Annotated in this window: 22 protein-coding genes; 11 read left to right on the plus strand and 11 right to left on the minus strand. The window is 36.4% G+C overall.

Annotated features, from left to right (window positions below; all coding sequences use genetic code 11):
* Positions 1-8 precede the first annotated feature (8 nt).
* From EG339_RS04355 to EG339_RS04395, 9 genes are all read right to left on the minus strand, one after another.
* Entirely contained in the window at positions 9-1,253 is a 1,245-nt protein-coding gene (locus EG339_RS04355; RefSeq protein WP_123869030.1) for an oligosaccharide flippase family protein, read from the minus strand.
* Positions 1,250-2,398 (minus strand): glycosyltransferase, encoded by a 1,149-nt coding sequence (locus EG339_RS04360; protein WP_123869031.1) that lies wholly within the window; start codon positions 2,396-2,398, stop codon positions 1,250-1,252. The genes EG339_RS04355 and EG339_RS04360 overlap by 4 nt, the downstream gene beginning before the upstream one ends.
* A 182-nt stretch (positions 2,399-2,580) precedes the next feature.
* Positions 2,581-3,069 carry a hypothetical protein gene (locus tag EG339_RS04365; protein ID WP_123869032.1) on the minus strand — a complete coding sequence of 163 codons (489 nt, stop codon included), beginning with the start codon at positions 3,067-3,069 and terminating at the stop codon, positions 2,581-2,583.
* Between the two features lie 222 nt (positions 3,070-3,291).
* Positions 3,292-3,966: an FkbM family methyltransferase gene (locus EG339_RS04370; protein WP_123869033.1), complete on the minus strand. Its 675-nt coding sequence runs from the start codon at positions 3,964-3,966 to the stop codon at positions 3,292-3,294.
* A 147-nt stretch (positions 3,967-4,113) separates the two neighbouring features.
* The gene (locus EG339_RS04375) at positions 4,114-5,244 is read right to left on the minus strand and encodes a hypothetical protein (protein WP_123869034.1); all 1,131 of its coding nucleotides are present in this window, start codon (positions 5,242-5,244) and stop codon (positions 4,114-4,116) included.
* A 33-nt stretch (positions 5,245-5,277) separates the two neighbouring features.
* A complete protein-coding gene (locus EG339_RS04380) occupies positions 5,278-6,063 on the minus strand; it encodes a (Fe-S)-binding protein (protein WP_123869035.1) in 786 nt (261 codons plus the stop codon).
* Positions 6,064-6,141: 78 nt separating this feature from the next.
* The gene (locus EG339_RS04385; protein ID WP_123869036.1) at positions 6,142-7,473 is read right to left on the minus strand and encodes a 4Fe-4S dicluster domain-containing protein; all 1,332 of its coding nucleotides are present in this window, start codon (positions 7,471-7,473) and stop codon (positions 6,142-6,144) included.
* An 8-nt stretch (positions 7,474-7,481) separates the two neighbouring features.
* Positions 7,482-8,432, minus strand: a complete 951-nt coding sequence (locus EG339_RS04390) for an MlaD family protein (protein ID WP_123869037.1) — start codon at positions 8,430-8,432, stop codon at positions 7,482-7,484.
* A gap of 126 nt (positions 8,433-8,558) precedes the next feature.
* Positions 8,559-10,712 (minus strand): peptidylprolyl isomerase, encoded by a 2,154-nt coding sequence (locus EG339_RS04395; protein ID WP_123869038.1) that lies wholly within the window; start codon positions 10,710-10,712, stop codon positions 8,559-8,561.
* Between the two features lie 260 nt (positions 10,713-10,972).
* Here EG339_RS04395 and lon point away from each other — a divergent pair, with 260 nt between their 5' ends.
* Positions 10,973-13,378, plus strand: coding sequence for an endopeptidase La (lon, locus tag EG339_RS04400; RefSeq protein WP_123869039.1), 2,406 nt, complete (start codon positions 10,973-10,975; stop codon positions 13,376-13,378).
* 189 nt (positions 13,379-13,567) lie between these two features.
* Positions 13,568-14,680, plus strand: a complete 1,113-nt coding sequence (locus EG339_RS04405) for an AI-2E family transporter (RefSeq protein ID WP_123869040.1) — start codon at positions 13,568-13,570, stop codon at positions 14,678-14,680.
* 76 nt (positions 14,681-14,756) lie between these two features.
* Here the strand turns inward: EG339_RS04405 and EG339_RS04410 are convergent, their stop codons facing one another.
* Positions 14,757-15,002 carry a bacteriocin-like protein gene (locus EG339_RS04410; protein WP_123869041.1) on the minus strand — a complete coding sequence of 82 codons (246 nt, stop codon included), beginning with the start codon at positions 15,000-15,002 and terminating at the stop codon, positions 14,757-14,759.
* Positions 15,003-15,154: 152 nt separating this feature from the next.
* Here EG339_RS04410 and EG339_RS04415 point away from each other — a divergent pair, with 152 nt between their 5' ends.
* Positions 15,155-15,532, plus strand: a complete 378-nt coding sequence (locus EG339_RS04415; protein ID WP_123869042.1) for a MauE/DoxX family redox-associated membrane protein — start codon at positions 15,155-15,157, stop codon at positions 15,530-15,532.
* Positions 15,533-15,581: 49 nt separating this feature from the next.
* On the opposite strand, the gene EG339_RS04420 is transcribed toward EG339_RS04415, so the two are convergent.
* Complete coding sequence (locus EG339_RS04420; protein ID WP_123869043.1) at positions 15,582-16,940, minus strand: acyl-CoA dehydrogenase family protein; 1,359 nt, start codon at positions 16,938-16,940, stop codon at positions 15,582-15,584.
* 209 nt (positions 16,941-17,149) lie between these two features.
* Between EG339_RS04420 and EG339_RS04425 the strand changes: the two genes are divergently transcribed.
* From EG339_RS04425 to EG339_RS04460, 8 genes are all read left to right on the plus strand, one after another.
* The gene (locus EG339_RS04425; protein ID WP_123869044.1) at positions 17,150-18,070 is read left to right on the plus strand and encodes a DUF4349 domain-containing protein; all 921 of its coding nucleotides are present in this window, start codon (positions 17,150-17,152) and stop codon (positions 18,068-18,070) included.
* A 141-nt stretch (positions 18,071-18,211) separates the two neighbouring features.
* Positions 18,212-19,087, plus strand: a complete 876-nt coding sequence (locus tag EG339_RS04430; RefSeq protein WP_123869045.1) for a TraB/GumN family protein — start codon at positions 18,212-18,214, stop codon at positions 19,085-19,087.
* Positions 19,088-19,110: 23 nt separating this feature from the next.
* Positions 19,111-19,620, plus strand: coding sequence for an RNA polymerase sigma factor (locus tag EG339_RS04435; protein WP_123869046.1), 510 nt, complete (start codon positions 19,111-19,113; stop codon positions 19,618-19,620).
* Entirely contained in the window at positions 19,610-20,215 is a 606-nt protein-coding gene (locus EG339_RS04440; RefSeq protein ID WP_123869047.1) for a hypothetical protein, read from the plus strand. Before EG339_RS04435 ends, EG339_RS04440 begins: the two co-directional genes overlap by 11 nt.
* Positions 20,216-20,421: 206 nt before the next feature.
* The gene (gene pgi / locus EG339_RS04445) at positions 20,422-22,062 is read left to right on the plus strand and encodes a glucose-6-phosphate isomerase (RefSeq protein WP_123869048.1); all 1,641 of its coding nucleotides are present in this window, start codon (positions 20,422-20,424) and stop codon (positions 22,060-22,062) included.
* Positions 22,063-22,065: 3 nt separating this feature from the next.
* Positions 22,066-22,890, plus strand: coding sequence for a class I SAM-dependent methyltransferase (locus tag EG339_RS04450; RefSeq protein ID WP_123869049.1), 825 nt, complete (start codon positions 22,066-22,068; stop codon positions 22,888-22,890).
* A gap of 25 nt (positions 22,891-22,915) precedes the next feature.
* Positions 22,916-23,800 carry a bifunctional 5,10-methylenetetrahydrofolate dehydrogenase/5,10-methenyltetrahydrofolate cyclohydrolase gene (locus tag EG339_RS04455; RefSeq protein WP_062698739.1) on the plus strand — a complete coding sequence of 295 codons (885 nt, stop codon included), beginning with the start codon at positions 22,916-22,918 and terminating at the stop codon, positions 23,798-23,800.
* A 7-nt stretch (positions 23,801-23,807) separates the two neighbouring features.
* Entirely contained in the window at positions 23,808-24,437 is a 630-nt protein-coding gene (locus tag EG339_RS04460; protein ID WP_123869050.1) for a 7-carboxy-7-deazaguanine synthase QueE, read from the plus strand.
* Positions 24,438-24,474: the final 37 nt, after the last annotated feature.

The following is a 24,474-nucleotide window of genomic DNA, read 5'->3' on the forward strand; positions in this document are numbered from 1 at the left end:
TTTTGCCATTAAGGTAGTTTCCTTAGATAAGAAAAGAAAAAAAACAAAAAGCCTAAGCCTGAAATAAGCAACGTAGCTGTCATTGCAATTCCCATTCCCATGGTACCGTAAACAGGAACTAACAGATAAGCAAGTAACGCAAGAAATATAAGAGAGCCAATCCCTAGCCAGGTATTAATTTCTACCTTTCCTACTGCCGGCAGAAGATTTCCATATAAATTCCTGGTCAGCATGCCTAGGGTGAAACCTACTGATAATACCATAAATAATGTTGTGTTTCCCACATATGTCTCTCCAAAGAAGAATATAATAATGTATTTTTTGAATAGATAAAAGAAAAGCAGGATACCCAAGCAAACTGGAATGAAAAATTTATTAAAATTCACAACATAGGACTGAAGAAACTTTTTATCCTTAAAGTTCTTTGAAAGAACCGGAAAGTCACTTTGTAAAAAACTAGTCGCTAAAAAAATGATATTGGACGGAATAAGAATAGCAGCTCTGTAATTGGCAACAGCATTCTCATTCATCATAAATCCAAGTAACAGGATATCCAATGAATAGAGTGCATCAGAAGTGAGAGACGTAAGCGCTGTAAAGATCCCATATCTCCACATCTCTTTATCATTCTCAAGTTTGAATACCCTATGGGTATAAATATCTGCCTTTAGCCATACTAATGACAGGTATGGCGCAATACTGATAGCAATGAGATATCCGTAAAATTTAAAGAAGTAAGTAAGAACTAAAACCAATAATAATCCTCCGATATTTACAACATTATTGATCCTTGCAAATATCTGGTTATTCCCTGTAATTCTATAAAAAACCTGAATATGATTGAGGAAATAAAAGCCTCCAAGCCTTGCAGCACAGGCAATAAAAATAATGAAGATATCTTCATACTTGTGGAAATAGAAGACAGAAGCACTCAAAAACAAGATAATAAGGATCAGCTCAAAAAGAACTCCTTTGAAAAAAAAATAAGATGATATTTTTAATTTCATCTCTTTATCAGATGAAATAGATCCAAAGCGCATTAAACTCTGGCTGCTGCCAAAACCTGTAAACGGAGCAAAAATAGTGAGAACAGAAAGAACTATACTTAAGACTCCGAATTCATTTTCCGGCAGCAACCTGATAATCAGTAAAGAACCCAAAAAACTGCAGATTTTAGCAATCAGGAATGAGAAGAAAACATGATGTCCACTATTATTAAAAAAATTTCTTAAAAAATCTTTCAGGCTTTTCATGAGATTTTAGTTTTAGAAAGAACTTCATCATAAACTGCTGTAAACTGCTGGGCTATAGCCTGCCGGGAATATCTGTCAACACAAAAATTCCTGATCTCAGCTTCACTTTTAAAAACATACTCATGCTTACATATTTTCTCCAAAGTACGATAAAGCTGATCTGTATTGTCTTTTTCAACCCCAACTCCTAAGCCTTCTATAATAAACTCTGCGGCTCCTCCCACCATTGTTGAGATCACGGGTTTCCCACATGCATAGGATTCCAGAATAACACATCCCTGAGTTTCATTTTCACTGAATAGGATAAAGTAGTCTGAACTTTGCATTTTTTCAGCAACTTCTGCATAACTTATAGCATCAAAAACTTTTATATACCTTTCTGCTGACAGGCTTCTTACCAAAGCCATCAAAGATTCTGAATCTCCATCTCCACCAATTTCCAGACTTACGCGATATCCGTTTTGATATAACAAATGGATCGCACTGATAATATCTTTAGGCCTTTTGCGGGGAATCAAACTTGAGACATGAAGAAACTTCACCTGATCTGATGATTCTTTTTTAGGCTTAGTGGTAAAAATATCAGTATCTACCACATTGGAAATCACTTTCATTGGTATGATAACTCCTAACTGCTTTAAGCTGTCTTTTAAGTTATAACTTACTGGTAAAATGTACCCTGCATGTTTAGCAATATATTTTGCAATACGTTTAATATTACCGGATGTTTTTGAAAGATTCTGCTTCTGTAAGGCCGTCCAGTGCTCTGTAACCACAAATGGAATTTGGTATTTTTTTTTAAGATAAACAGCAAACAGCATATTGTTATGCAATACATTAGCATGTACCAGATCAGGCATATTCATTTTAGAAAACCCATTTAGATAGGCTCTCATTCTTCTTAAGAAGTTCTGAACCGGATTTTTTGAGTTTTTATAATAAATGATTAAGGTTCTGATCCCATTAATCATTCTGTCATCATAAACATACAGCTCTTTTTGCTCAAAATTGCCTATAGCATGCAGGATTTCAACATCACATAATAATGAAACGGCTTCTGCATGCCGTTGCACAAAATTGCCGTTGGTAGGCTCTAATCTATTAGGAAACCATGACGAGATGAAGAGTATCTTTTTTCTTTCCAAAATATTATTGAGTTGTATCTGTGTTAGCTATTAATGTAACAACATCACAGCAAACAATGGCTAAAGGTAATAAATTTCCTTATTTTATCCGAACTATTCAGAATATCAAAATATGCAGAACTTCCGGACATAAAAAAAGGATGAAATACATCATCCTTATATTATTATTGACCGTAAAACACTTAACTGATACCTGCCGCCCAGCTTTTCTCCAGCGGAAGAAGAAAATGGCTTAAAAAATCCAGATAAGTATTTTTAGAAAAGTCAAAAACCTGAATATCTTTTGACAGCTCACCATTTCTTAATTTGCTTTTGAAATCAAAGAGTTTTAATGTTTTCACTTCTCCATTTTCTACAAAGCTGGCCTTCATCCTGTCAAATAATCCTAACTGATACTCTTCATCAATTTCCCTCATTACCTTTCCTAATGCATCAATGCTGCAACCTGAAGCCATTTCTTTTTCTTCATCAACACATATGATAATGAACTGATTCTTTTCAATTTTAAATGATGATGAAAGTGGTTTTCCATGTGCAGCCCAAGTCGCCAGAAAATCAAATAGCTTTTCCGTGATAACTTTTGCTTCTTTGGTCTCAAATGGTCTTGACGCCGGGTATATAATGACTCTATAGTCGTTTGTCTCTACAACGTTTGATTCTTCAATTTTCATATCTAATCAATTTAGAGGATAAAATTACGATTTTTTCTCCAGACAGAATGTGACTTATGTCCTGTAAAGATATTATTCCCCGCTAAATACATTCAAATACAGTATTATAAGAATTTTCATTTCTGCTTAACTCTTTTGTCTTAGAGTAGCCTTTATTAACAAGTAAACCGATCAGTTCCTCCTCACTATGATTTGAACTTTTGAGTGCAATATTGTTTATTTCTATGATAATTTTAGGCTTATAATGAGTAAGGATTTCCTGCATTCCAAGTAGGGCAGAGAACTCCCCCCTTCAATATCTATTTTAATAAGATCTATCTTTGTAATCTTCTTGTTTTTCACATAATCATCCAGAATAATGCTTTTTACATTCTCCTTTGCTGTAAAGTTTCCTAAATAAGACGAAGCCATTCCCACATTTCCGTAGCTTTCGTTATATAAGATTTCAATATAGTCATTCTTGTCTGCTACAGCCAGATGTTCAAGAGTTACATTACTAAAATGATTAATGGAAAGATGTTGAGAAAACTTTTCATAATTAGGTGTAAATGCTTCAAAAGCATAAACTTTACCCTTTTTTCCAACAATTTTAGATGCATTTAATGAAAAGATTCCAATATTCCCTCCCACATCAATAAAAGTATCTCCATCCTGTAAAACAGAATACAGATAATCTATTTCGTTCTTTTCATAATCTCCTACAAAATAAAGCTGTTTCTGAATCCAGTCACCAAGATCCAGGTTAAGATGAATAGAATCTCTGTAAACGATATTTTTCTTTACTCCATCAAAAAGATGATATGGATTTAGAATATATTTGTGTAAAGTAAAATACTTTTGCCTGAAAAAAGGGATACTTAAAATAAATTTAAAAAATGAAGCTAGAAGACTCCTCATACTAGTTTTATCTGATTGCAATATACAGCATTTTGGATAAATAAGTTCCGTTTGTTCCTGAACTTTATCATTCAATATTAGGCATATTATTTTTACTGAACAGACTACTCAATAACAGGTCCATAATTGTTAACACAATATATGAATCTATGCTATTTTCGAAAACTTGTTATATTTTTGACTTAAAACATAAAGTATCATTATAAAAAGAGGAAAAATAAACGGGAAGAAAAGTCTTAAGTCTGCCGATTGTGGAAAGAAAAGGAATTTAATATACACATTCGCCAGAAAAAGAACTGAAACCACTCTTATCCAAGCTTCTCTTGACATCCAAAAAATCACTGCTGTCATGATAAAAACAGAAAGTGTTACTTTTTTAAAAACAAAAAACTTGCTGTAAATAACTTGTAAATAATCCTGTAAGCTCACATGGGCAGGCTGAACGGATATGATTGGTCTTCTATAAATAAATGAATCATAAAAAAGATCGGTCCATCCCGGATAATGATATAACTTCATAATGAATATATACATTGATAAGGTTACCATGCCTTGTATTATAAGAACAATATCTGTTTTTCTTTCTGTAAAGTAATTATATAAAAAAACGGCACCCAGATACGTTAATGCAAATGTGATGTAATCAGGGCGTATAAAGGTCATTGCCAGAAGAAGTAAGAACATAGTCCATTTGCTCCACCTTTTTATGAACCCTATCAGAAAAATTAAAATAAACAGAAAAATAAACATATCTGGGGTAGACTCTCCTGACATATAAACTATTGTTGGCAAAAGCATAATACCAGCCGTAAAAAAGGCAGTAAGTATATACTTCTCCGGAAACAATATTTTTAATATATAAAAGATTAATAATCCTGAAATAAAATAAGAAATAAGACTGGTAAACAATACAGACATTGGCGGCGAAAGCCCCATCTTATAAAGAAAAGTAATGGCAAGGATATAGCCTACTTTTATCTGGAAATAAGGCAGCTGTTCTGTAAAAGACTGTGTATTTTGTGCAAAATACTGTCTGGTTGTAGACGTTGGATTAATTCCTATAAGGTTGTTATATTGATCTGCAGGGGCTTCTTTCTTTATATATGAGAAGGTAAGTTCACGAACCTTATCCTGCGAATCAGGAAATTCAGTTGTGAACATACTCCCAAGATATCCAGGCATATCCCAATCATATAGTCTGTTGTTATAATTCCGATAGGTAAAAACCGCTAGTATCGATATAATAAACAAAAAAGAGATCCCCCATTTAACCTTCATATGAACAGTATTACAATCCGGTTACCGGTAAGATTATAAATCTTCAGCTTCCGCAAGAAGCTCAACGATATCTTTTACTGCTACTTCTGTATTTTTGTTGAAATGTTTTACTCCATCTGTCATCATTGTATTACAGAAAGGACATCCGGTTGCAATCACTTTAGGCTCAAAAGATAAGGCTTCTTCTGTTCTTTCGATGTTGATATCCTTATTTCCTTTTTCAGGTTCTTTAAACATCTGCGCACCTCCTGCTCCACAACAAAGACCGTTTGTTCTGCAGCGTTTCATTTCTACAAGCTCAGCATCAAGTTTCTCAAGTAAGATTCTTGGCGCTTCATATTCATCATTTGCACGGCCAAGGTAACAAGGGTCGTGAAAGGTAATTTTTTTTCCTTTGAATGCTCCGCCTTCAATCTTTAATCTTCCTTCCTCCATTAAGGTTTTAAGAAACTGAGTGTGGTGAACCACCTCAAAATGGCCTCCAAGGCTTGGATATTCATTTTTAAGGGTGTTGAAACAGTGTGGACATGCTGTTACAATTTTTTTTACTTCGTAGGCATTCAGGACTTCAATATTGGTAAGGGCCATCATCTGAAAAACAAATTCGTTTCCGGCTCTTTTCGCCGGATCTCCGGTACAGCTTTCTTCCTGCCCCAGAACTGCAAATTCTACCCCTATCTTATTCAGTATCTTGCAAAATGCTTTTGTAATTTTTTTAGCACGGTCATCAAAACTGCCCGCACATCCAACCCAAAATAAAACTTCCGGTGCTTTTCCTTCGGCAGCATATTCTGCCATTGTTTTTATATTGAAATCCATCTTTTCAAATTTATTAATATGCCAATGTACCAATTTACCAATGATTGCTACATTGTTACATTATTTTACATTGTTACATTAATTTTCATTGGCCCAGTTCAGACGGTCTGCCTGATTATACTGCCAAGGAGCAGCATTGTTTTCCACATTAGTCATCATCAGGTTTAATTCCTGTGGAGCAGCTGACTGTTCCATTACCAGGAATCTTCTCATTTCAAAGATAATAGAAAGCGGATCTAACAATACCGGACAAGCTTCTGTACATGCATTACATGTAGTACAAGCCCAAAGTTCTTCCTTAGTGATATAGTCATTCAACAGCTTTTTGCCATCGTCCACAAATTTTCCGTTCTTATCAATATTTCTTCCCACTTCTTCCAATCTGTCTCTTGTCTTCATTAAGATCAGTCTCGGAGATAGCTTTTTCCCTGTAATATTGGCTGGGCAAACAGAAGTACAGCGTCCGCATTCTGTGCAGGAATAAGCGTTAAGTAACTGTACTTGATTAAGATCAAATATATCTTCTGCTCCAAACTTGGAAGGAACATCAGCTTCAGCACCCTCTGCCGGTGCAGCATAAGGATCTGCATTAGGATCCATCATCAATTTGATTTCTTTTGTTACAGAATCAAGATTATTGAATTTTCCTTTTTTATCAAGGTTAGCATACCACGTACTTGGGAAGGCTAAAATAATATGTAAATGTTTTGAATAGTATAGGTAATTCATGAAGAACAGAATTCCTACGAAGTGGAACCACCAGGCTCCTTTTTCTGTAAAGTGTAAAAATCCGTCACTAAAACCACTGAAAAGAGGCCCCAGTACTGTAGAACTTATCGGGAAGCTCCCCAATGCAGGCATTACTCCTCTTTGTTGCAGTACCCAGTCGGCAGCATTCATTTTAAAGAAAGCCATCATTAAAGCGAATTCAATGATAAGGATCCAGTTAGCATCCTGTTTCGGCCATCCGAAAAGTTCTTTCATGGTAAGTCTCTTTACTCCATAAAAATTTCTTCTGATGAAAAATACCACCACTCCTATCACAACAAGAAGAGCAAGAATTTCTAATGTTGCCGTAAAGAAACTGTAGAATCCATTTCCGAAAACTGAAGCCAGGAAACGGTGTGTTCCAAACAGTCCATCAACAATAATTTCAATAAGTTCTATATTAATAATAACAAAACCAACATACACGAAAAGGTGTAAAATACCGGCAACAGGACGTTTTACCATCTTGCTCTGCCCCATAGCCACTCTAGCCATGGTACTCCAGCGTTCAGCTTTTCTGTCGTTTCTGTTGATCTCGTGACCAAGTCTGATATTTCTATAGATCTTCAGCAGGCTTTTGGCAAACAGTCCAAATCCGGCCACTAATAAAATCAGGAAAATAATGTTATCGATGTACTGCATAAGGCTTATTAGTCTTTATTGTTTTTACCGAAAACTGAGAAATTAATATATCTCTTAGGGTTCGCTTTCATATCTTCAATCAATGAATTGAGGTTAGAAGATGCCGAATTCAGGTTATTATACAGTTGCTCATCCTTCATCAGCTTTCCTAAGCTTCCCTCTCCTTTATCTATTCCTCCAATCACCTGATTCAGTTTTCCTACAGTAGCATCCAAATTGGCAATTGTTGCGTTTAATTGCTTTGTATCAATGCTTTGTGCAAGATTCCCATATTTATCCAATGTTACTTTACCACTTTGCATGGTAAGGCTTGCATCATCTAATACTTTCTGTAGTTTAGGATCATTATGCCCTACAAGATTGTTTACACTTCCTGCTGTGGTTTCCAACGCTCCTACTGTCTTATTAAGGTTAGATAATAACGCTTTGATCTCTGCTCTGTTCTGAGCATCTACAAGCTGGTTGGCATTCGCCATTAAAGAGTCTACTCTATGTAAAACAACCTGTAACTGATCTTTTACCGGACCCACCTGAGAAGAAAGACTTCCCAGCGTTCCCAGTTTGAAAGCCCCTTTCAGGGTATCTCCATCTTTCGCGGTAGCCCCTCCATACATTAGGTTTACTCTCATTTCTTTACCGGACATTAATCCCGGCTCAAAAATCTCCAGTGTTGAATTTTTTGAAAACTCAAATTTATTATCTACTGTAATTTTTACAACAAAACTGATTTTACCATCCTTTGCTGTCTGAGGGATGATTTTATCAACCTGCCCTACTTTAAGGCCGTTAATAGAGACTGCTGCAGACTGCGCGAGGCCTTCTACATTGTCATATTTTGCGTAAAAGATATTGTCGGTAGTAAAAAGGCTTTTCCCTTTCATAAATTGAAACAACACCACAAAGCCTACGATAGCTAGAAGTGCAATCACACCAGCTTTTAATTCTTTACTGAACTTCACTTGCTAATTTTTTTCTAATAAGCAAATATAGTACATTTTAAATAAATCTTTTCCTTTATTGTTCTGCGATAAATACAAAAAAAGCGACAAAAAAATTGTCGCTTTATATAGATAGATGTAAATCTCTTATTGCTGCTGATTTCCCAGCTTGTTCCAGATCTCGATTCTGTAGTCCTGGATATCTGCGTTATCCTGAAGACTCTTCAGCCAAGCCTGTCCGAACATTCCTGCATTTCTCTGAGAAATAGATTCAGTAAACTGCTTAATGTCTCCTGGCTGTTTGTTTACTGTTTCTGATTTTTTAATCAATACATAAACACCTGTTCCTCCTTCAACCGGTTTAGAAAGTTTACCTTTTGCAACACCGAATGCTGCACCGGCAACTTTAGGCTCCATTGCTCCATTTACTGAAGGGTTCAATAGGTTTACCTGAGCTGATTGTTTTGTAGTAGCAAATAATTTAGCAACCTGATCTAAGTTTGAAGCTTTTGCTGCTGCAATTTTATCAGAAATCTGTTTTGCCGCCAGTTTGTTTTTAACAATTACTTCAATCTGATCTCTTACAGATTCAGGATCAGCAAGACCTGCTTCCTGTTTTCCATTCAGGTATACAACAATTTTATCTCCTGTTCCGTCTACATTGAATAATTCCGTATCTCCTTTAGATCTTTTCTTATCAAAAGCCCAAGCAAGGATATCGCCGTCTTTTTCAGTACCTAACCCCTGAAGCTGTCCTTCGAATCTCTTCGCTGCTTTAGGATTAGTAAACTGGAAGTTTCCTTTCTTAGCAATGTTCACGAAATCGTTGAAAGATTTCCCCTGAACCTGCTGAATGAATTTTCTGGCATTTTTATCTGTTTCAGCTTCTGTAGCATCTGAAGGCTTGATCTCTTTTACAAGATTTGCCACCTTATACCCCATTGAACCTGATTTTTTATCTTCAATATTGATAATGTGGTATCCAAACTGTGTTTCCACAACTCCTGTTGCTCCTTTAGGATTATTAGCAAGATAGGTAAGGAATTCCGGAACAAAAGGTGTTTCCGGAGTAGTCCAGCCAAGGCTACCTCCCTGCGCAGCAGAGTTTGGATCATTTGAAAGCTTAAGGAACTCGGTAAATTTAGCTGGTGTTGCTTTTACAATAGCTCCAATAGAGTCTGCTAATTTCTTAGCCTGTTCTTTAGATCTTGTTACTCCTTCTCCTGCAGGGCTTCCTTTGAAAGCGATCAGGATATGTCTTGATAATGTAGAATCTGAAGTTTTTTTACCTACAAGCTTAGAAACTACATAGAAGTTCTGCTCTTTATATGGACCAAAAGTCTGTCCTACCGCAGCTGTTGCGATTTGACCTTGTATAGTAGCTGGCAATTGTGTAGGCTTCACATACTGAGGATTAAAAGGTGAATCTGAGTTTGCCATTACAAACATAGAGTCATTCTTAGTATTCTGGAAGTTTTCAGTACCTCCACTGGCATCTGTACCTCCGGAGTATAGTTTTGTAATTTCCTTTAAAGCAGCTGCATCATCTGCCGCGCTAGGCTTGGAAGGGAAAAATACAATACCTAAGTTTCTGCTAGGTTCAGCTTTGAACATTACAGGGTGCTGCTTGATGTAATTAGCAAGATCTTCAGTAGTAACATTGATCTTTGTTTTTTGAAGGTAAGCTGCATAGTCTACCTTTACAAAGTCGATGTCAGCAAGCTGATCTCTTTCTTTCATCAATTCTTCAGCTTCTTTTTTACCCGTAGTAATTCCTGCTGAAATATTGGTAAACACCTGTCTTGCCATGAGTCTGTACTCAATTGATTTTCTTGTTTTCAACCATTGAGCATATCCCTGAGGGTTGGTGTTCTGTAATGTTTCAATTTCTTTTTTAAGCTCTTGAGTTTTAAAGTTCCCTTTCTCATCAAAAAACTGTTGATTTTGAGCGAACATCTGATCATACTGGATCTGATTCCAGAAATAATCATCAGTCATTTCAAAGCCCAATTTCTCAAACTGCTGCTTGATAAGTTTAGATTGAACAAGTAACTGCCAAGCCTGCTCTTCAAGACCGTTTTTGGGACGACCTTGCTGTTCAGCCTGCTGCTGCAGCACGAAAAGCTGATCATTGAACTCTTCGCGGGTGATTTTCTCACCATTTACTTTTCCTAAAACGTCAGGATTCTTACCAAAAACCTTGTCGATACTGTCTGGGTTCACCAAGAACGCCAAAAGCGCTAAGGCTATTACTCCCATTAAAAGCCAAGGCTTACTCCTAATCTGTCCTAAAATTGCCATTTTATAAATTATAGTTTTTTATCAGTTTGCGAAAATACACATTTTTAAGAAATTAGAGAAGCAGAAGTTCTTTATTTTAATTCTAAATCATAAAGATTATCTAAAAAAGGAAATTTTGACCATATTTTTAAGCAAAAAACAAATGGCATAAGTATTGTGCAATCTAGTACATTATAATATAGCACACGTTTTCAAAGCTTATTATAAAAAATCCATTTAACGATTAAAAACGAAAATGACAATTTGTCATTCGATCCATTATGACAGAATTTGAAGATATAAGTTTAGAAGAAATGATCAGCGACGGTTTTGATATCGTCACTGAAGAAATCAATCTTTCCGACTTTGGAGAGACTGAAAAAAATTCCGAACAGAAAATATTCCCGATACTTCCCGTAAGAAATATGGTTATGTTCCCGAATGTGGTAATTCCTATTACCGCAGGAAGAAAAACATCTATACAACTCCTTGAGGAAGCGCAGAAAAACGGAGATTTCATCGGAATTGTAAGCCAGAAGAATTCTGACCTTGAGCAACCTACTGAAAAGGACATCTATACAACCGGTACATTAGCGAAGATCATTAAAATTATTAAGCTTCCCGAAGGTAATATTACCGCTATTACGAAAGGTTTTCATAGATTCAAAATCAAGAAGATTGTTGAGAACCAGCCTTATTTCAGAGCCGAAATAACGAAATTAAAGGATAGTAAGCCTAAAAACCAGGAGGAATACGACGCTTTATTGGAAAATATTAAAGATCTGGCTTTAAAAATCATTGAGCTGGATCCTAATATTCCTAATGCAGCTAATTTTGCAATCAAAAATATCAATAATAATGATGATCTGCTGAATTTTATATGCACCAATGCAAGCTTCCCTTCTGTAGAAAAACAAAAGCTGCTTGAGGAAAAAAGCACCATGGAAAGAGCTAACAAATGCTACGAAATGATGCATGAGGATTTCAGAAAGCTGGAGTTGAGAAACCAGATCCATCAGAAGACCTCAAAAGATCTTGATAAACAGCAAAGAGAGTATTTCCTGAACCAACAGATCAGAACCATCCAGGAAGAACTGGGTGGCGGTCCTGAAAGTGATGTGGCAGATCTTATTGCTAAAGCGAAAACAAAGAAATGGAGCCAGGAAGTTGAGGATCACTTCCAAAAGGAAATTGGCAGGCTACAAAGACAAAACCCTAATTCTCCAGACTATAATGTTCAGAGAAATTACCTGGATTTCTTTACGGACCTTCCATGGGAAACTTATACTAAAGATACTTTTGATATTGCCAAGGCTGAAAAAGTTTTAGATAAGGCTCATTTCGGACTTGAAGATATAAAGAAAAGAATTTTGGAGCACATGGCTGTTTTAAAACTGAAAAACAACATGAAATCTCCTATCCTATTATTGGTAGGCCCTCCGGGAGTAGGTAAGACTTCATTGGGTAAATCTATTGCAGATGCATTAGGCAGAAAATATGTAAGACTATCTTTAGGAGGTCTGCATGATGAAAGTGAAATCCGTGGTCACAGAAAAACCTATATAGGTGCCATGGCCGGAAGAATCCTCCAGTCTATTAAAAAGTCCGGAACTTCTAACCCGGTAATTGTTCTGGATGAGATTGACAAGATCGGACAGGGACTTCATGGAGACCCAAGCTCTGCGCTTTTAGAGGTTCTTGATCCTGAACAAAATAAATCGTTCTACGACAACTTCCTTGAAATGGGCTATGACTTGTCTAAAGTAATGTTTATTGCAACAGCAAACTCACTTTCAACGATTCAGACTCCGCTTCTGGACAGAACGGAAATTATCCAGATTGCAGGATATACCTTGGAAGAAAAAATTGAGATCGCTAAAAAACACTTAATCAAAAAGCAGCAGGAAGAGAATGGTCTTGATACAAAATCCTTCAAACTTGGAAACGCTGAACTTAAGCATATTATTGAGGCTCACACTTCTGAAAGCGGTGTAAGAACCTTAGAAAAAAGAATCGCCTCTATTGCAAGATGGGTAGCGTTGCAGACGGCTTTAGTAAAAGAATATGATCCAAAGATTTCACTGGAAAAAGTAGATGAGATTCTTGGCGTGCCAAGGCCGAAAAGCCTGTCTGAAATTACTGATGCTCCAGGAGTAGTAACAGGTCTTGCATGGACAAGTGTAGGGGGAGATATTTTATATATTGAGAGTATTCTGAGCAATGGAAAGGGAGCTTTAACGATGACCGGAAACCTTGGTACTGTAATGAAAGAATCGGCAACTATTGCATTGGAATATATTAAAGCTAAGCATGATGAATTGGGAATTCCTCAGGAGGATCTGGACAAGAAGAACATCCACGTTCACGTTCCCGAAGGTGCTACTCCCAAGGACGGACCTTCTGCCGGTATTGCCATGCTGACTTCAATGGTTTCTTCTTTTAAAAATAAAAAGATCAGACCTCACCTTGCAATGACAGGAGAAATTACCTTAAGGGGAAAAGTACTCCCTGTAGGCGGGATTAAGGAAAAACTTCTTGCAGCAACAAGAGCGGGAGTAAAAGATGTTATTCTTTGTGAAGCTAACAGAAAGGACGTGGAAGAAATCAAGAAAGATTATCTGAAAAACCTGAAAGTACACTACGTCAGCAGAATGGAAGATGTCATAGACATCGCCATTGAAAAATAAAAATAACTATTTACATATTAACTTCTCAATAAGAAACACGTTCTGAATTTCAGAGCGTGTTTCTGTTTTCACATAGGCTTTAGGAATGAATTTTGATATGCAGAAAGAAAAATCTACAATGTTTGAATAAAAAATGCTTCCATTCGACGGGTTTTTCTTATTTTTATTCCATACTGCAGACTTTAGATTATGAATTTTCTCAGACTCCCTTTTCTTGTTAAGCTTACCCTTGTTGTTATCTCGATCATTGGAATCGGATATCTTTTAGCACTGGGACAAAGTATTTTAGCTCCTTTTTTCTTTGCATTCCTGATGGCTATGCTTTTTTTACCAGCAGCCACTTTTATGGAACAGAAATTAAGATTCCCGAGATCGATGTCAACAATGACTTCAGTTTTCATTATGCTGATTATTTTAGCAGGAATTATTTATTTCTTCACAAATCAGCTATCTGATTTCAGTAAGGATCTTCCTCATCTCAAGGAGCAGCTTACCACTGTTTTTAATAATGCTCAGCACTGGGTTTCAAAAACTTTTAATGTAAAGGTAGATGAGCAGGTAGATTATATTAACCAGGGTCTGAATAAGCTTTTATCTTCTTCCGGAGCCATTTTAGGGTTTACATTTGGAATCTTTTCAACAGGTTTTGGGTTTATCTTATTCTTCACCCTCTTCTTTATTTTTATTTTAAATTACAGGAGGTTATTGAATAACTTTATTGTTACGGTGTTTAAAGAAAGGCATAAAACAAGTGTTCAGGAAGCGGTAAATGAAATCCGTGTAATGACCAAGAAGTATATCTTCGGGCTTTGTCTTCAGGTTATTATCGTATCTGTCCTTACCTCTATTGTTCTTACCGTTTTAGGGGTAAAATATGCGATTCTTTTAGCCGTTTTAACAGGATTATTAAATGTGATTCCTTATCTGGGCATCTTCATATCGCTGCTTATTTCTTGTTTTATTGCATTTGCAACAGGCAGCCCTTCAACATGCATCTATGTTGCTCTCGGTTATATTGGTATTCATGCTATAGATGGAAATATTGTGCTTCCGTTTGTTGTAGGTTCCCGGGTGAAGATCAATGCTTTGTTTTCCTTCATAGGAATTCTTTTAGGAGAACACCTTTGGGGAATTGCCGGAATGTTTCTTTGTATTCCTGCTATTGCCATTATTAAAATTATCTGCGAAAAAGTTGATGATTTAAAACCTTGGGGAAAACTTCTTGGAGAAGAAGAAAGACCAAACAAAAAGAAAAAAAGCTACAAGATTTCAAAGAATATTACATTGAAAGAAATGGACTAAAACATTAGCAATAAGTTAAGTAACGAGTAATAGATAAGGCTGCATTAAAACGCAGCCCTATTTTTATTTGTATACCTTATGCATTCGCAGCACAATATGGATGCATTCCATTTGGGCAGGTTTCTGTACAAAGAATATTAGCTTGTATATCCGGACAGTATCCGTAGTCCTGTCCGCCCCCACCAGTACCTCCTAAACAAGGATCTCCGGGAGGGATTTTACATGGACAATCAATTGGGCCAATATCACATTTTCCGATACCGCCGCCTCCTTGAATTTCTCTCAGATCAATTCGGTTTAATTTTTTAAGATTTTTCAACATAATAGTTATGATTTTAGTTTGTAATCAAATATAAATAATAAAATCACGAAAACGAGCATTAGCCTGCTATTACCATATTTAATATTCTTTTTTATTAATAAAATCACAATATAATTATATTTTTACTTTACATTTGACATAAAATATTTATTATGAAAATCATTAAACTTATCATCTGTATTTTATTTGGAGTCATGTTTATCAATGCAGGATTAGACAAGTTCTTTCACTACAATCCGGCTCCTCCACTCACTGAGGCACAAATGAAACTATATGCAGCATTTGGGGAAATAGGATGGTTATTACCATTGGTAGGAACTGTGGAAGTAATAGGCGGACTATTATTTATCTTTCCAAAAACAAGGGCATTAGGCGCCATCATTATTCTTCCTGTTTTGACAGGAATTCTGATCCATAATGTGTACCGAGATCCCTCAACCACTGGAATCTGTATTTCCGGAATCCTTTTCCTGATCAACATCTGGATATTGATTGATAACAGGGAAAAATATAAAAAACTGGTTGGATAACAACTGTAATTTGTATGGCAGATGAATTCAGTATCATCTGCCATTTCTTTTATATAAAGGCACTGAACCCCGTGATCGAACGTCCTACGATGAGCGAGTTAATTTCTTTTGTTCCTTCATAAGAATAAATAGCTTCGGCATCTGCCACGAAACGGGCAACATCATATTCCAGGAGAATACCATTACCCCCCATTACTTCTCTTGCTCTGGAAACGATATCACGCGTTCTTAATGTACAGAAAACCTTGGCTAGTGAAGCATGCTCATCTTTGAGAATGCCTTCATCCTGCATTTCAGATAATCTAAAGACCATGGTCTGCATAGCGGTAAGATTAGACAACATTTCCACAAGATGCCCCTGAATCATCTGAAAGGAAGCAATCGGTTTTCCGAACTGTTCTCTTTTTCTGGTATAAGCTAAAGCGCTTTCATAGGCTCCTCTTGCACATCCTGTTGCCATCCACGCCACTCCTGCTCTCGTCATTCTCAGTACTTTTCCTGTATCTTTAAATGAATTGGCATTTTGAAGGCGGTTTTCTTCTGTAACCAAACAATCTTTAAGCGTAATCAATCCGTTCTGAACAATTCTCAGGGCCATTTTCCCTTTAATTTTCTCAACAGAATATCCGGGATTATCTTTTTCAACAATAAATCCTTTCACTTCTCCACTATCTAAATCTTTTGCCCAGATAATCACAAGATCAGCAAAAGTTGCATTTCCGATCCATTTTTTCTGGCCATTTAAAATCCAGCCTTCTTCTGTTTTCTTACAGGTAACAGTAAGTCCGCCGGCAGCGCCGGATCCAACCTCCGGTTCAGTCAAACCAAAAGCTCCTATTTTTTCAAATGTCTGCATCTGCGGAAGCCATCTTTGTTTCTGTTCTTCTGAACCGCAAATATAGATAGAACCCATTGCCAACCCAGACTGTACACCAAAAAAGGTGGCAATTGAAGCATCAATTCTTGCCATTTCCATAGCAATAACACCTTCCATCAGAAAAGGCATTCCCGGGCAGCCGTATCCTTCATAAGTTACTCCACAGATATCCAGTTTTTGAAATTTCGGAATCAGCTCGAAAGGAAACTCGTCTCTGAGCCAATAATGATTAACCAGTGGTTTCACCTCTTTTTCCATAAAAGCCCTTACCTTCAGCTGTATTTCCCGCTGTTCAGGAGTTAAAGTATGGTAAATATCATAAAAATCACCATCAATGGGAGGAAGTTCCTTTTTTTTCTTTTCGGGATCAAGCATTTTCATAAGCCCGGCAAGCTGTTTATCATCCAATTTTGAAAAATTATGCATCAGTTTAGGCAAATCTACTTTTTGCGAAATCGCACTTAACTGATCAAAATCTATGGATGTGAATAGTCCTATTGCATTTCTGATTTTAGAAAAGGTATTTGACATAATGATATATTGTGATTTTGGTTTGTAAAAAGATAAGCAAAAATTACTCCGAAAATAAACGATCCGCTTATCACATGTTTTACAAATAATTAATAATCAATCATTTAAAATAGAATATTTTCTTTACAAGTCTTTTACTTCCTATTTTCAAGCATTACAAAGAATTGTGTCTGAACTTTGACTCAAGCAAACCTCAAAAGTCTTATACTATGAAAACGAATTACATTACATTATCATTATCAGCTGTTCTTTTACTGGGAGTTTATTCATGTAAAAAAGGAGAAGCTGCCAGCCATGAACTCAAAAGTTTTGAAGCAACAACAGATTCAGCCGCTGTGGCAGCAGACAGTGTTTCATCTGCCGCCAGTATGGAAGTAAAAGACAAAAAGTTTATTAAAACTGCAGATGTCAATATGGAAGTGAAGGATGTTTACAATGCTACTATTGCTATTGAAAAATCTGCGCAGGATCTTGGAGGTTTTGTCACCAAAAGTAATCTTCAGAGCAATGTTGTTTATGAAGACACTTACAATACTTCCGACACTGAAGCCATGCTCATAAAAAAATACAGAAGTGAAAATACAATGCAGGTACGTGTGCCCACTGAAAAGCTTGGGGAGTTTCTAACATTTATCAACACCAATAAGTTATTTCTTAATTCAAGATCCATTAATGCAGAAGATGTTACAGCCAATATCAGATATTCGGAACTGGAAGCTAAAAGAAATCAGAAGACCTCGGAAAATATTGATAAGATAAAAACCAACAAAGACAAAGTAACCTTAGATAACAACAATATGGCTGAAGGGAATCTTCAAAAGCTGAATACCATGAGTATGGCTGACAGCCTGAAGTACAGCACGGTTGATATCTATATTAAAGAACCTAAATTACGCATTGCAGAAATTTCTGTAACCAACACAGACAGCATTGATAATAAATATAAATACAACTTTATTCATGATGCAAAAGATGGCTTTGTTTATGGATTTTATCTGATTCAAAGAATTATTATAGGACTTATCAACATTTGGCCAATTATATTAGTCGCCGCAGCAGCCATTTATTTCCTAAGAAAAAGAAGATCAAAAAGATCTGGCCTTTATAAATCTATGGAACAGAACTCCTAACCTATAGGTTATCATCATAATTTTAGATTTTACAGCCTCCTGTTTTCAGGAGGTTTTTATTTTTTTGAAAAAAAACTGTAACGATTGTAATATGCTCTTTACCTACTGTTTAAAAGAACAGAAAATAAAAAAATAAATACTATGAAAACTTTAATGAAATTTGGATTTACAGCATTAGCAGCAATACATTTCACAACAGCAAGTGCACAGAACAAGAACACCGAAAGTGAAAACAGCCTGCTTTGGGAGGTATCCGGAAACGGACTTTCCAAACCATCCTATATTGCCGGAACATTTCATATCTTATGCAACAAAGATTTTGAGATAAAACAAAAAACCTGGAACGCCCTTAATCAAGCTGAAAACTTTGTAATGGAAATCAATTACACAGACCAAAATGAAATGGCTGCCATGCAGAAAATGATGGCTTCAGATAAAAAAATCTCGGAACAACTGAATTCTGCAGAGGCAAAAGAACTGGATAAAATACTTGCTGATTACGGAACAGATCTGAAAAACGTTGACAATTACAGCCCGCAGGCTCTTTATGCTCTTATCGCCACAAAAGCCATCCCATGCCCGCAGAATGAAGTGAAAATGTATGAAATTGAATTGCTAAAAGAGGCTTTGAAAAACAAGAAAAGTGTGAATGGCCTGGAAAAAGTTGATGATCAAACATATGCCATTGGGCAATCATACAATTTGAAGGAAGTGATCTCTCAGCTGAAATTAAGTAACGAATATACCATCGCTTCACAAAAAATGACGGAAGCATTTAAGAATGAAAATGTAAAAAAGCTGGATCAGCTTATTAAAGACCGTAAATTCATGAATAAAAAGCAGGAAAAATTCATGCTGACTGAGCGAAATATAAAATGGGCAGAAAAAATGCCCGAAATCATGAAAAAACAAAGTTCTTTCTTTGCAGTAGGAGGTGGACATTTATGGGGTGATAACGGACTTATCAGCCTCCTTAAAGCAAAAGGATATACAGTAAAGCCTATATCCAACTTATAATAATAACCAACCATGAAGCTATTGTGAGTACTCCAACTGAAACAGCCTTTTTACAGCTTGTCAACCAACACAAAGGCATTTTATACAAAGCTTCCCGGATCTATGCAGATTCCATAGAAGACCGGGAAGACCTTCAGCAGGAAATCCTTATCCAGCTGTGGAAATCCTATCAGAACTTTAAAGGAAACAGTGAATTTTCTACCTGGATGTATCGCGTTGCTATCAACACTGCCATTACCTATTTAAAGAAAGAAAAGCAGAGAACAAAAAACCATACAGATTCTCCCCACCATTTTGAGGTACAGCAGGAAGATTACAATCCTACAAAAGATAAACAGCTCGAAATCTTTTATGGTGCCGTTCAGCAACTGAACGCTCTGGAAAAAGCCGTTATCTTTTATTTCATGGAAGGAATGTCACATAGGGAAATTGGAAACAACCTTGGTCTCAGCGAGGGCAATGCCCGTGTAAAGCTTAACAGAACAAAAGAAAAAATACAGCAAATCATAAAAAAATCAGGTTATGAATTTTGATCAATTAAAAGAACAGTGGAATAATGAAGACAGCAATGTTCATATTCCGGACTCTATAGAACAATTAAAAGAAAGCAGGCATCCTATTGAAAAAATACAGAAAAGTATGAAAAAAGAATTTCCGGCACAGATCCTGGCCATTATTCTTATCGGGTTTTTCCCTCTCCAGTTTAAATTTCCTGCTTCTCTGTATCTTATTTATTATGTATCCTATGTAATGATGGTCGTTATATCGTCCTACTATCTCTATGGTTTTTATCAGTTTTACAAACAGACTGAGCTCTACACAGGAAACACAAAGAACAGCCTCTGGAAGATTTTCCATGAACTTAAATTAAATATGGAAAGATACCAGTCCTTCGGTTTTTTACTTTTACCTCATTTCCTTCTCACAATTGGCCTTGTCATATATAATACTTTGAAAGAAAAAGGAAAAACCCTGTCTGAACTCACCAATACCCATCAGTATTCTTTAATCTTAATGGTTTTGGCAGGAACACTTTTTGTCGTGGTAAGCATTATTCTATGGACAAAGTACATTTACGGACGCCATGCCAAGCAATTGGAAAATATTTTAAACGAAATAGACGAATAATATTCAAAAAACATTTTTAAATTCATAATAAGGCAGACCTCAGATCATTTCTGGGGTTTTGTTCTTTAAAAAATCGTTATTTATCATCTTCAAATTTATTTGAGGTTTTATTTTTCCTTAAATTTGCAAATCAGAATTAAATTGTTGCGGATTTCTAAAAATTTGGTCCTGTACATTATTTTTCTGAATTATAAATACTCAACAACATGCTATCAAAAATAAATCCTATACAAACCAACAGCTGGAAAGCCCTTGATGAACATTTTGCATCCAATGATCTTGAACTTAGAAGCCTTTTCCAGTATAACCCTAACCGTTTTAAAGAATTCTCTCTGCAAAAGGACAATTATCTTTTTGATTATTCTAAAAACCTGATTGACTCCAGAACAAAAGAACTTTTATTGCAACTGGCAGAAGAATGCCAGCTAAAAGATGCTATTTCTAAGATGTTCTCTGGTGACAAAATTAATGAAACAGAAGGAAGAGCTGTTCTACATACTGCTTTAAGAGACTTTTCCGATCGTGAAATTCTTGTTGACGGCGAAAATATCAAGCCGCAGATCAAAAGAGTTTTAGAACACATGAAAGTTTTTTCTGAAAAAGTAATTTCAGGAGATCACAAAGGATTCAGCGGAAAAGAAATTACAGATGTAGTTAACATCGGAATCGGAGGCTCAGATCTGGGACCTGTAATGGTTTGTTCGGCTTTAAAACATTTTAAGACAAGACTGGATGTTCATTTTGTTTCCAATGTGGACGGAAATCATATTGCGGAAGTTGTTAAAAACCTAAATCCTGAAACTACACTGTTCATCATTGCTTCCAAAACGTTTACGACCCAGGAAACAATGACCAATGCCAACTCGGCAAAAGACTGGTTCCTTAAAGCAGGAAAACAGGAAGATGTTGCAAAACACTTTGTGGCTTTATCTACTAATATTGAAGCGGTTAAACAGTTCGGAATTGCAGAAGAAAACATTTTTGAATTCTGGGATTGGGTTGGCGGAAGATACTCGCTTTGGAGTGCTATTGGATTAAGCATTGTTTTGGCCGTAGGGTATGAAAACTTTGAACAGCTTTTAAAAGGGGCTTTTGATACTGACCAACACTTCCAGACTGAAGATTTTTCCGAGAACGTTCCTGTATTAATGGGCCTTTTGGGAATCTGGTACCGTAATTTTTATGCAGCAACAAGCTATGCTATTCTTCCGTATTCACAATACCTGGACAGATTTGCAGCTTATCTTCAGCAGGGAGATATGGAAAGTAACGGAAAATGTGTAGACAGAAACGGTGAATTCGTAGAATACGAAACAGGACCTATCATTTGGGGAGAACCTGGAACTAACGGACAACACGCATTTTACCAACTGATCCACCAGGGCACAGAATTGATTCCTGCAGACTTTATTGCTTACGCTAAGAGCTGTAATGAAGTTTCCGATCATCAGGATAAATTATTAGCCAACTTCTTTGCACAAACAGAGGCTCTTGCTTTTGGAAAAACAGAAGAGGAAGTAGAAGAAGAACTTAGGAACGCAGGAAAATCTGACGAAGAAATAAATAAATTATTAAACTATAAAGTTTTCCACGGGAACACCCCAACTAACTCTATATTATTCAAGGAATTAACTCCTTTTTCATTGGGGCAGTTAATTGCTATGTATGAACATAAAATCTTCGTTCAGGGGGTTATCTGGAATATTTTCAGCTTCGATCAGTTTGGAGTGGAATTAGGTAAAGTATTAGCTAACAAAATCTTACCTGAGCTTGAAAGCAATGAGACAATTACCTCACATGACAGTTCTACAAACGGATTGATTAATTATTATAAAGGAAATAAATAGCAGATGTCTGCATTACGATCATATTATTATAAATTATCTCCAGGTTTTAGACTTTTAGGAAGAAAACTCTATTATTTTCCTATAGATCTCTATGAAGGTATTACCGGAAAAAGAGCCAAAAATGAACCTAAAAAAGGAGATATTTATGTGGGGAGCAGCGATTTTATTCCCCATGGGATCCGTCAGATGAATGCTCTGAAAAAACATATCGCACTTAAGAATACTGATCATGTTCTTGATATAGGCTGTGGAATAGGGAGAACAGCTGTTGCCCTTTCCGGATTTATTGACAAAGGAACTTATGACGGTTTTGATGCAGTAGAAAAAGGGATTAAATGGTGTGACAAACATATCCATACAAAATATCCGAATTTCAACTTTAAGTTTACACCGATTTATAATGATCTGTATAATACTTTCAGCCAGAAAGCCGAAAACTTTACGTTTCCTTACAGTGATGCGCAGTTTGACAAAGCATTTTTATTCTCTGTATTCACTCATATGCAAATCCCTGAAATCAGGCAATACCTGAATGAAATCAGCAGGGTTTTAAAAAGCGGTGGCCAATGTCTGGGTACCTTCTTCTTGTATGATGAATCTAAGAAAGAAGGTGGCAGTATGCATTTCCCGCATCAATACGAAGGCTACCGATTAATGGATGATAAAGTAACGGCAGCCAACATTGCCGTAAGTGTTCCATTGCTGAATCAAATGGCTCAGGAAGCAGGACTCAAAATAAAGACAATACAAGGAGGATTCTGGAGAAATGATGTAGAAAAGGAAGGGGCCGATGAATTTCAGGATATTGTAGTATTTGAAAAAATCTAAATCTAAATAAAAGTAAAAAGTAAAAATGGCAGAAATTCTTGACGGACTTAAAGTATCCAAGGAAATTAAAGCAGAGATCAAAGCTGAAGTAGAAAAAATCCTGGCAAGCAAAAGAAGAGCTCCTCACTTAGTGGCAATTCTTGTAGGAAACAATGGAGCAAGCAAAGCTTATGTAAATGCTAAAGTAAAAGACTGTGAAGAAGTAGGATTTCAATCCAGCTTAATCAAATTCCCAAGCACAGTTTCGGAATCTGAATTGTTGGAAAAAATCGACGAACTGAATAAGTCTAAGGCTGTAGATGGCTTTATCGTTCAGTTACCTTTACCAGATCAGGTAGATCAGGAAAAAATTATCAATGCTATTGACCCAAGAAAAGACGTGGACGGATTCCACCCTGAAAACTTCGGAAAAATGGCCCTTGAAATGGACACTTTCTTACCGGCAACTCCTTTCGGGATCTTAACATTACTGGAAAGATATAATATTGAAACCAAAGGAAAAGACTGTGTAATCATCGGAAGAAGTAAAATTGTAGGAAGACCAATGAGTATCCTAATGGGAAGAAAAGATTTCCCTGGAAACTCAACCGTTACCCTTACACACTCATACACAAAAGACATTGAAGAATATACCAAAAAGGCAGACATCGTTATTACAGCCTTGGGAGATCCACATTTCTTAAAAGGAGAAATGATTAAGGATGGCGCTGTAATTGTTGACGTGGGGATTACAAGAGTAGATGATGATTCTCCAAAAGGATATTACCTTGCCGGTGATGTGGATTTTGACAGCTGTGCAGCAAAGGCAAGCTGGATAACCCCGGTTCCTGGAGGAGTAGGCCCAATGACAAGAGCAATGTTGATGAAAAACACCATCATCGCTTACAAAACTTCGGTCTATAACGACTAATTTTAAAATGAATAAAGAACAAGATATTTTATTAAAAGAAGGTAAAATGCTCCCTGTAATGGAGCATTTTTACACTTTACAGGGAGAAGGAGCACATACAGGAAAAGCCGCTTATTTTATCAGATTAGGAGGTTGCGATGTGGGCTGCCACTGGTGTGATGTAAAGGAAAGCTGGGACCCGGAGCTTCATCCGTTGATGGATGCTGTGGAAATTGCAGAAACAGCTGCCAAACATTGTAAAACCATCGTTCTTACAGGAGGTGAGCCTCTTACATGGAATCTTGAAATCCTGACATCCAGACTAAAGGAGCTTGGATGCACGATCCACATTGAAACTTCGGGAGCATATCCTATGAGCGGGCATCTGGACTGGATTACCCTATCTCCGAAGAAAACAGGATTACCTAAAGAAGAAATTTATCAAAAAGCTCACGAGCTTAAGGTCATCGTTTTCAATAATCATGATTTTGCATTTGCACAGGAGCAGGCAGCAAAAGTCTCCGAAAACTGCAAGCTTTACCTCCAGAGTGAATGGAGCAAAAGAAATGACATGTATCCTAAGATTACAGATTTTATTCTGGAACATCCGGAATGGCAGGCTTCTGTTCAGACCCATAAATATCTGAATATACCTTAAAAATACGTACATTAGCTGGCCATTCCTGTAATAATAA

It is taken from the genome of Chryseobacterium bernardetii (genome assembly GCF_003815975.1).
Lineage (GTDB): Bacteria > Bacteroidota > Bacteroidia > Flavobacteriales > Weeksellaceae > Chryseobacterium > Chryseobacterium bernardetii.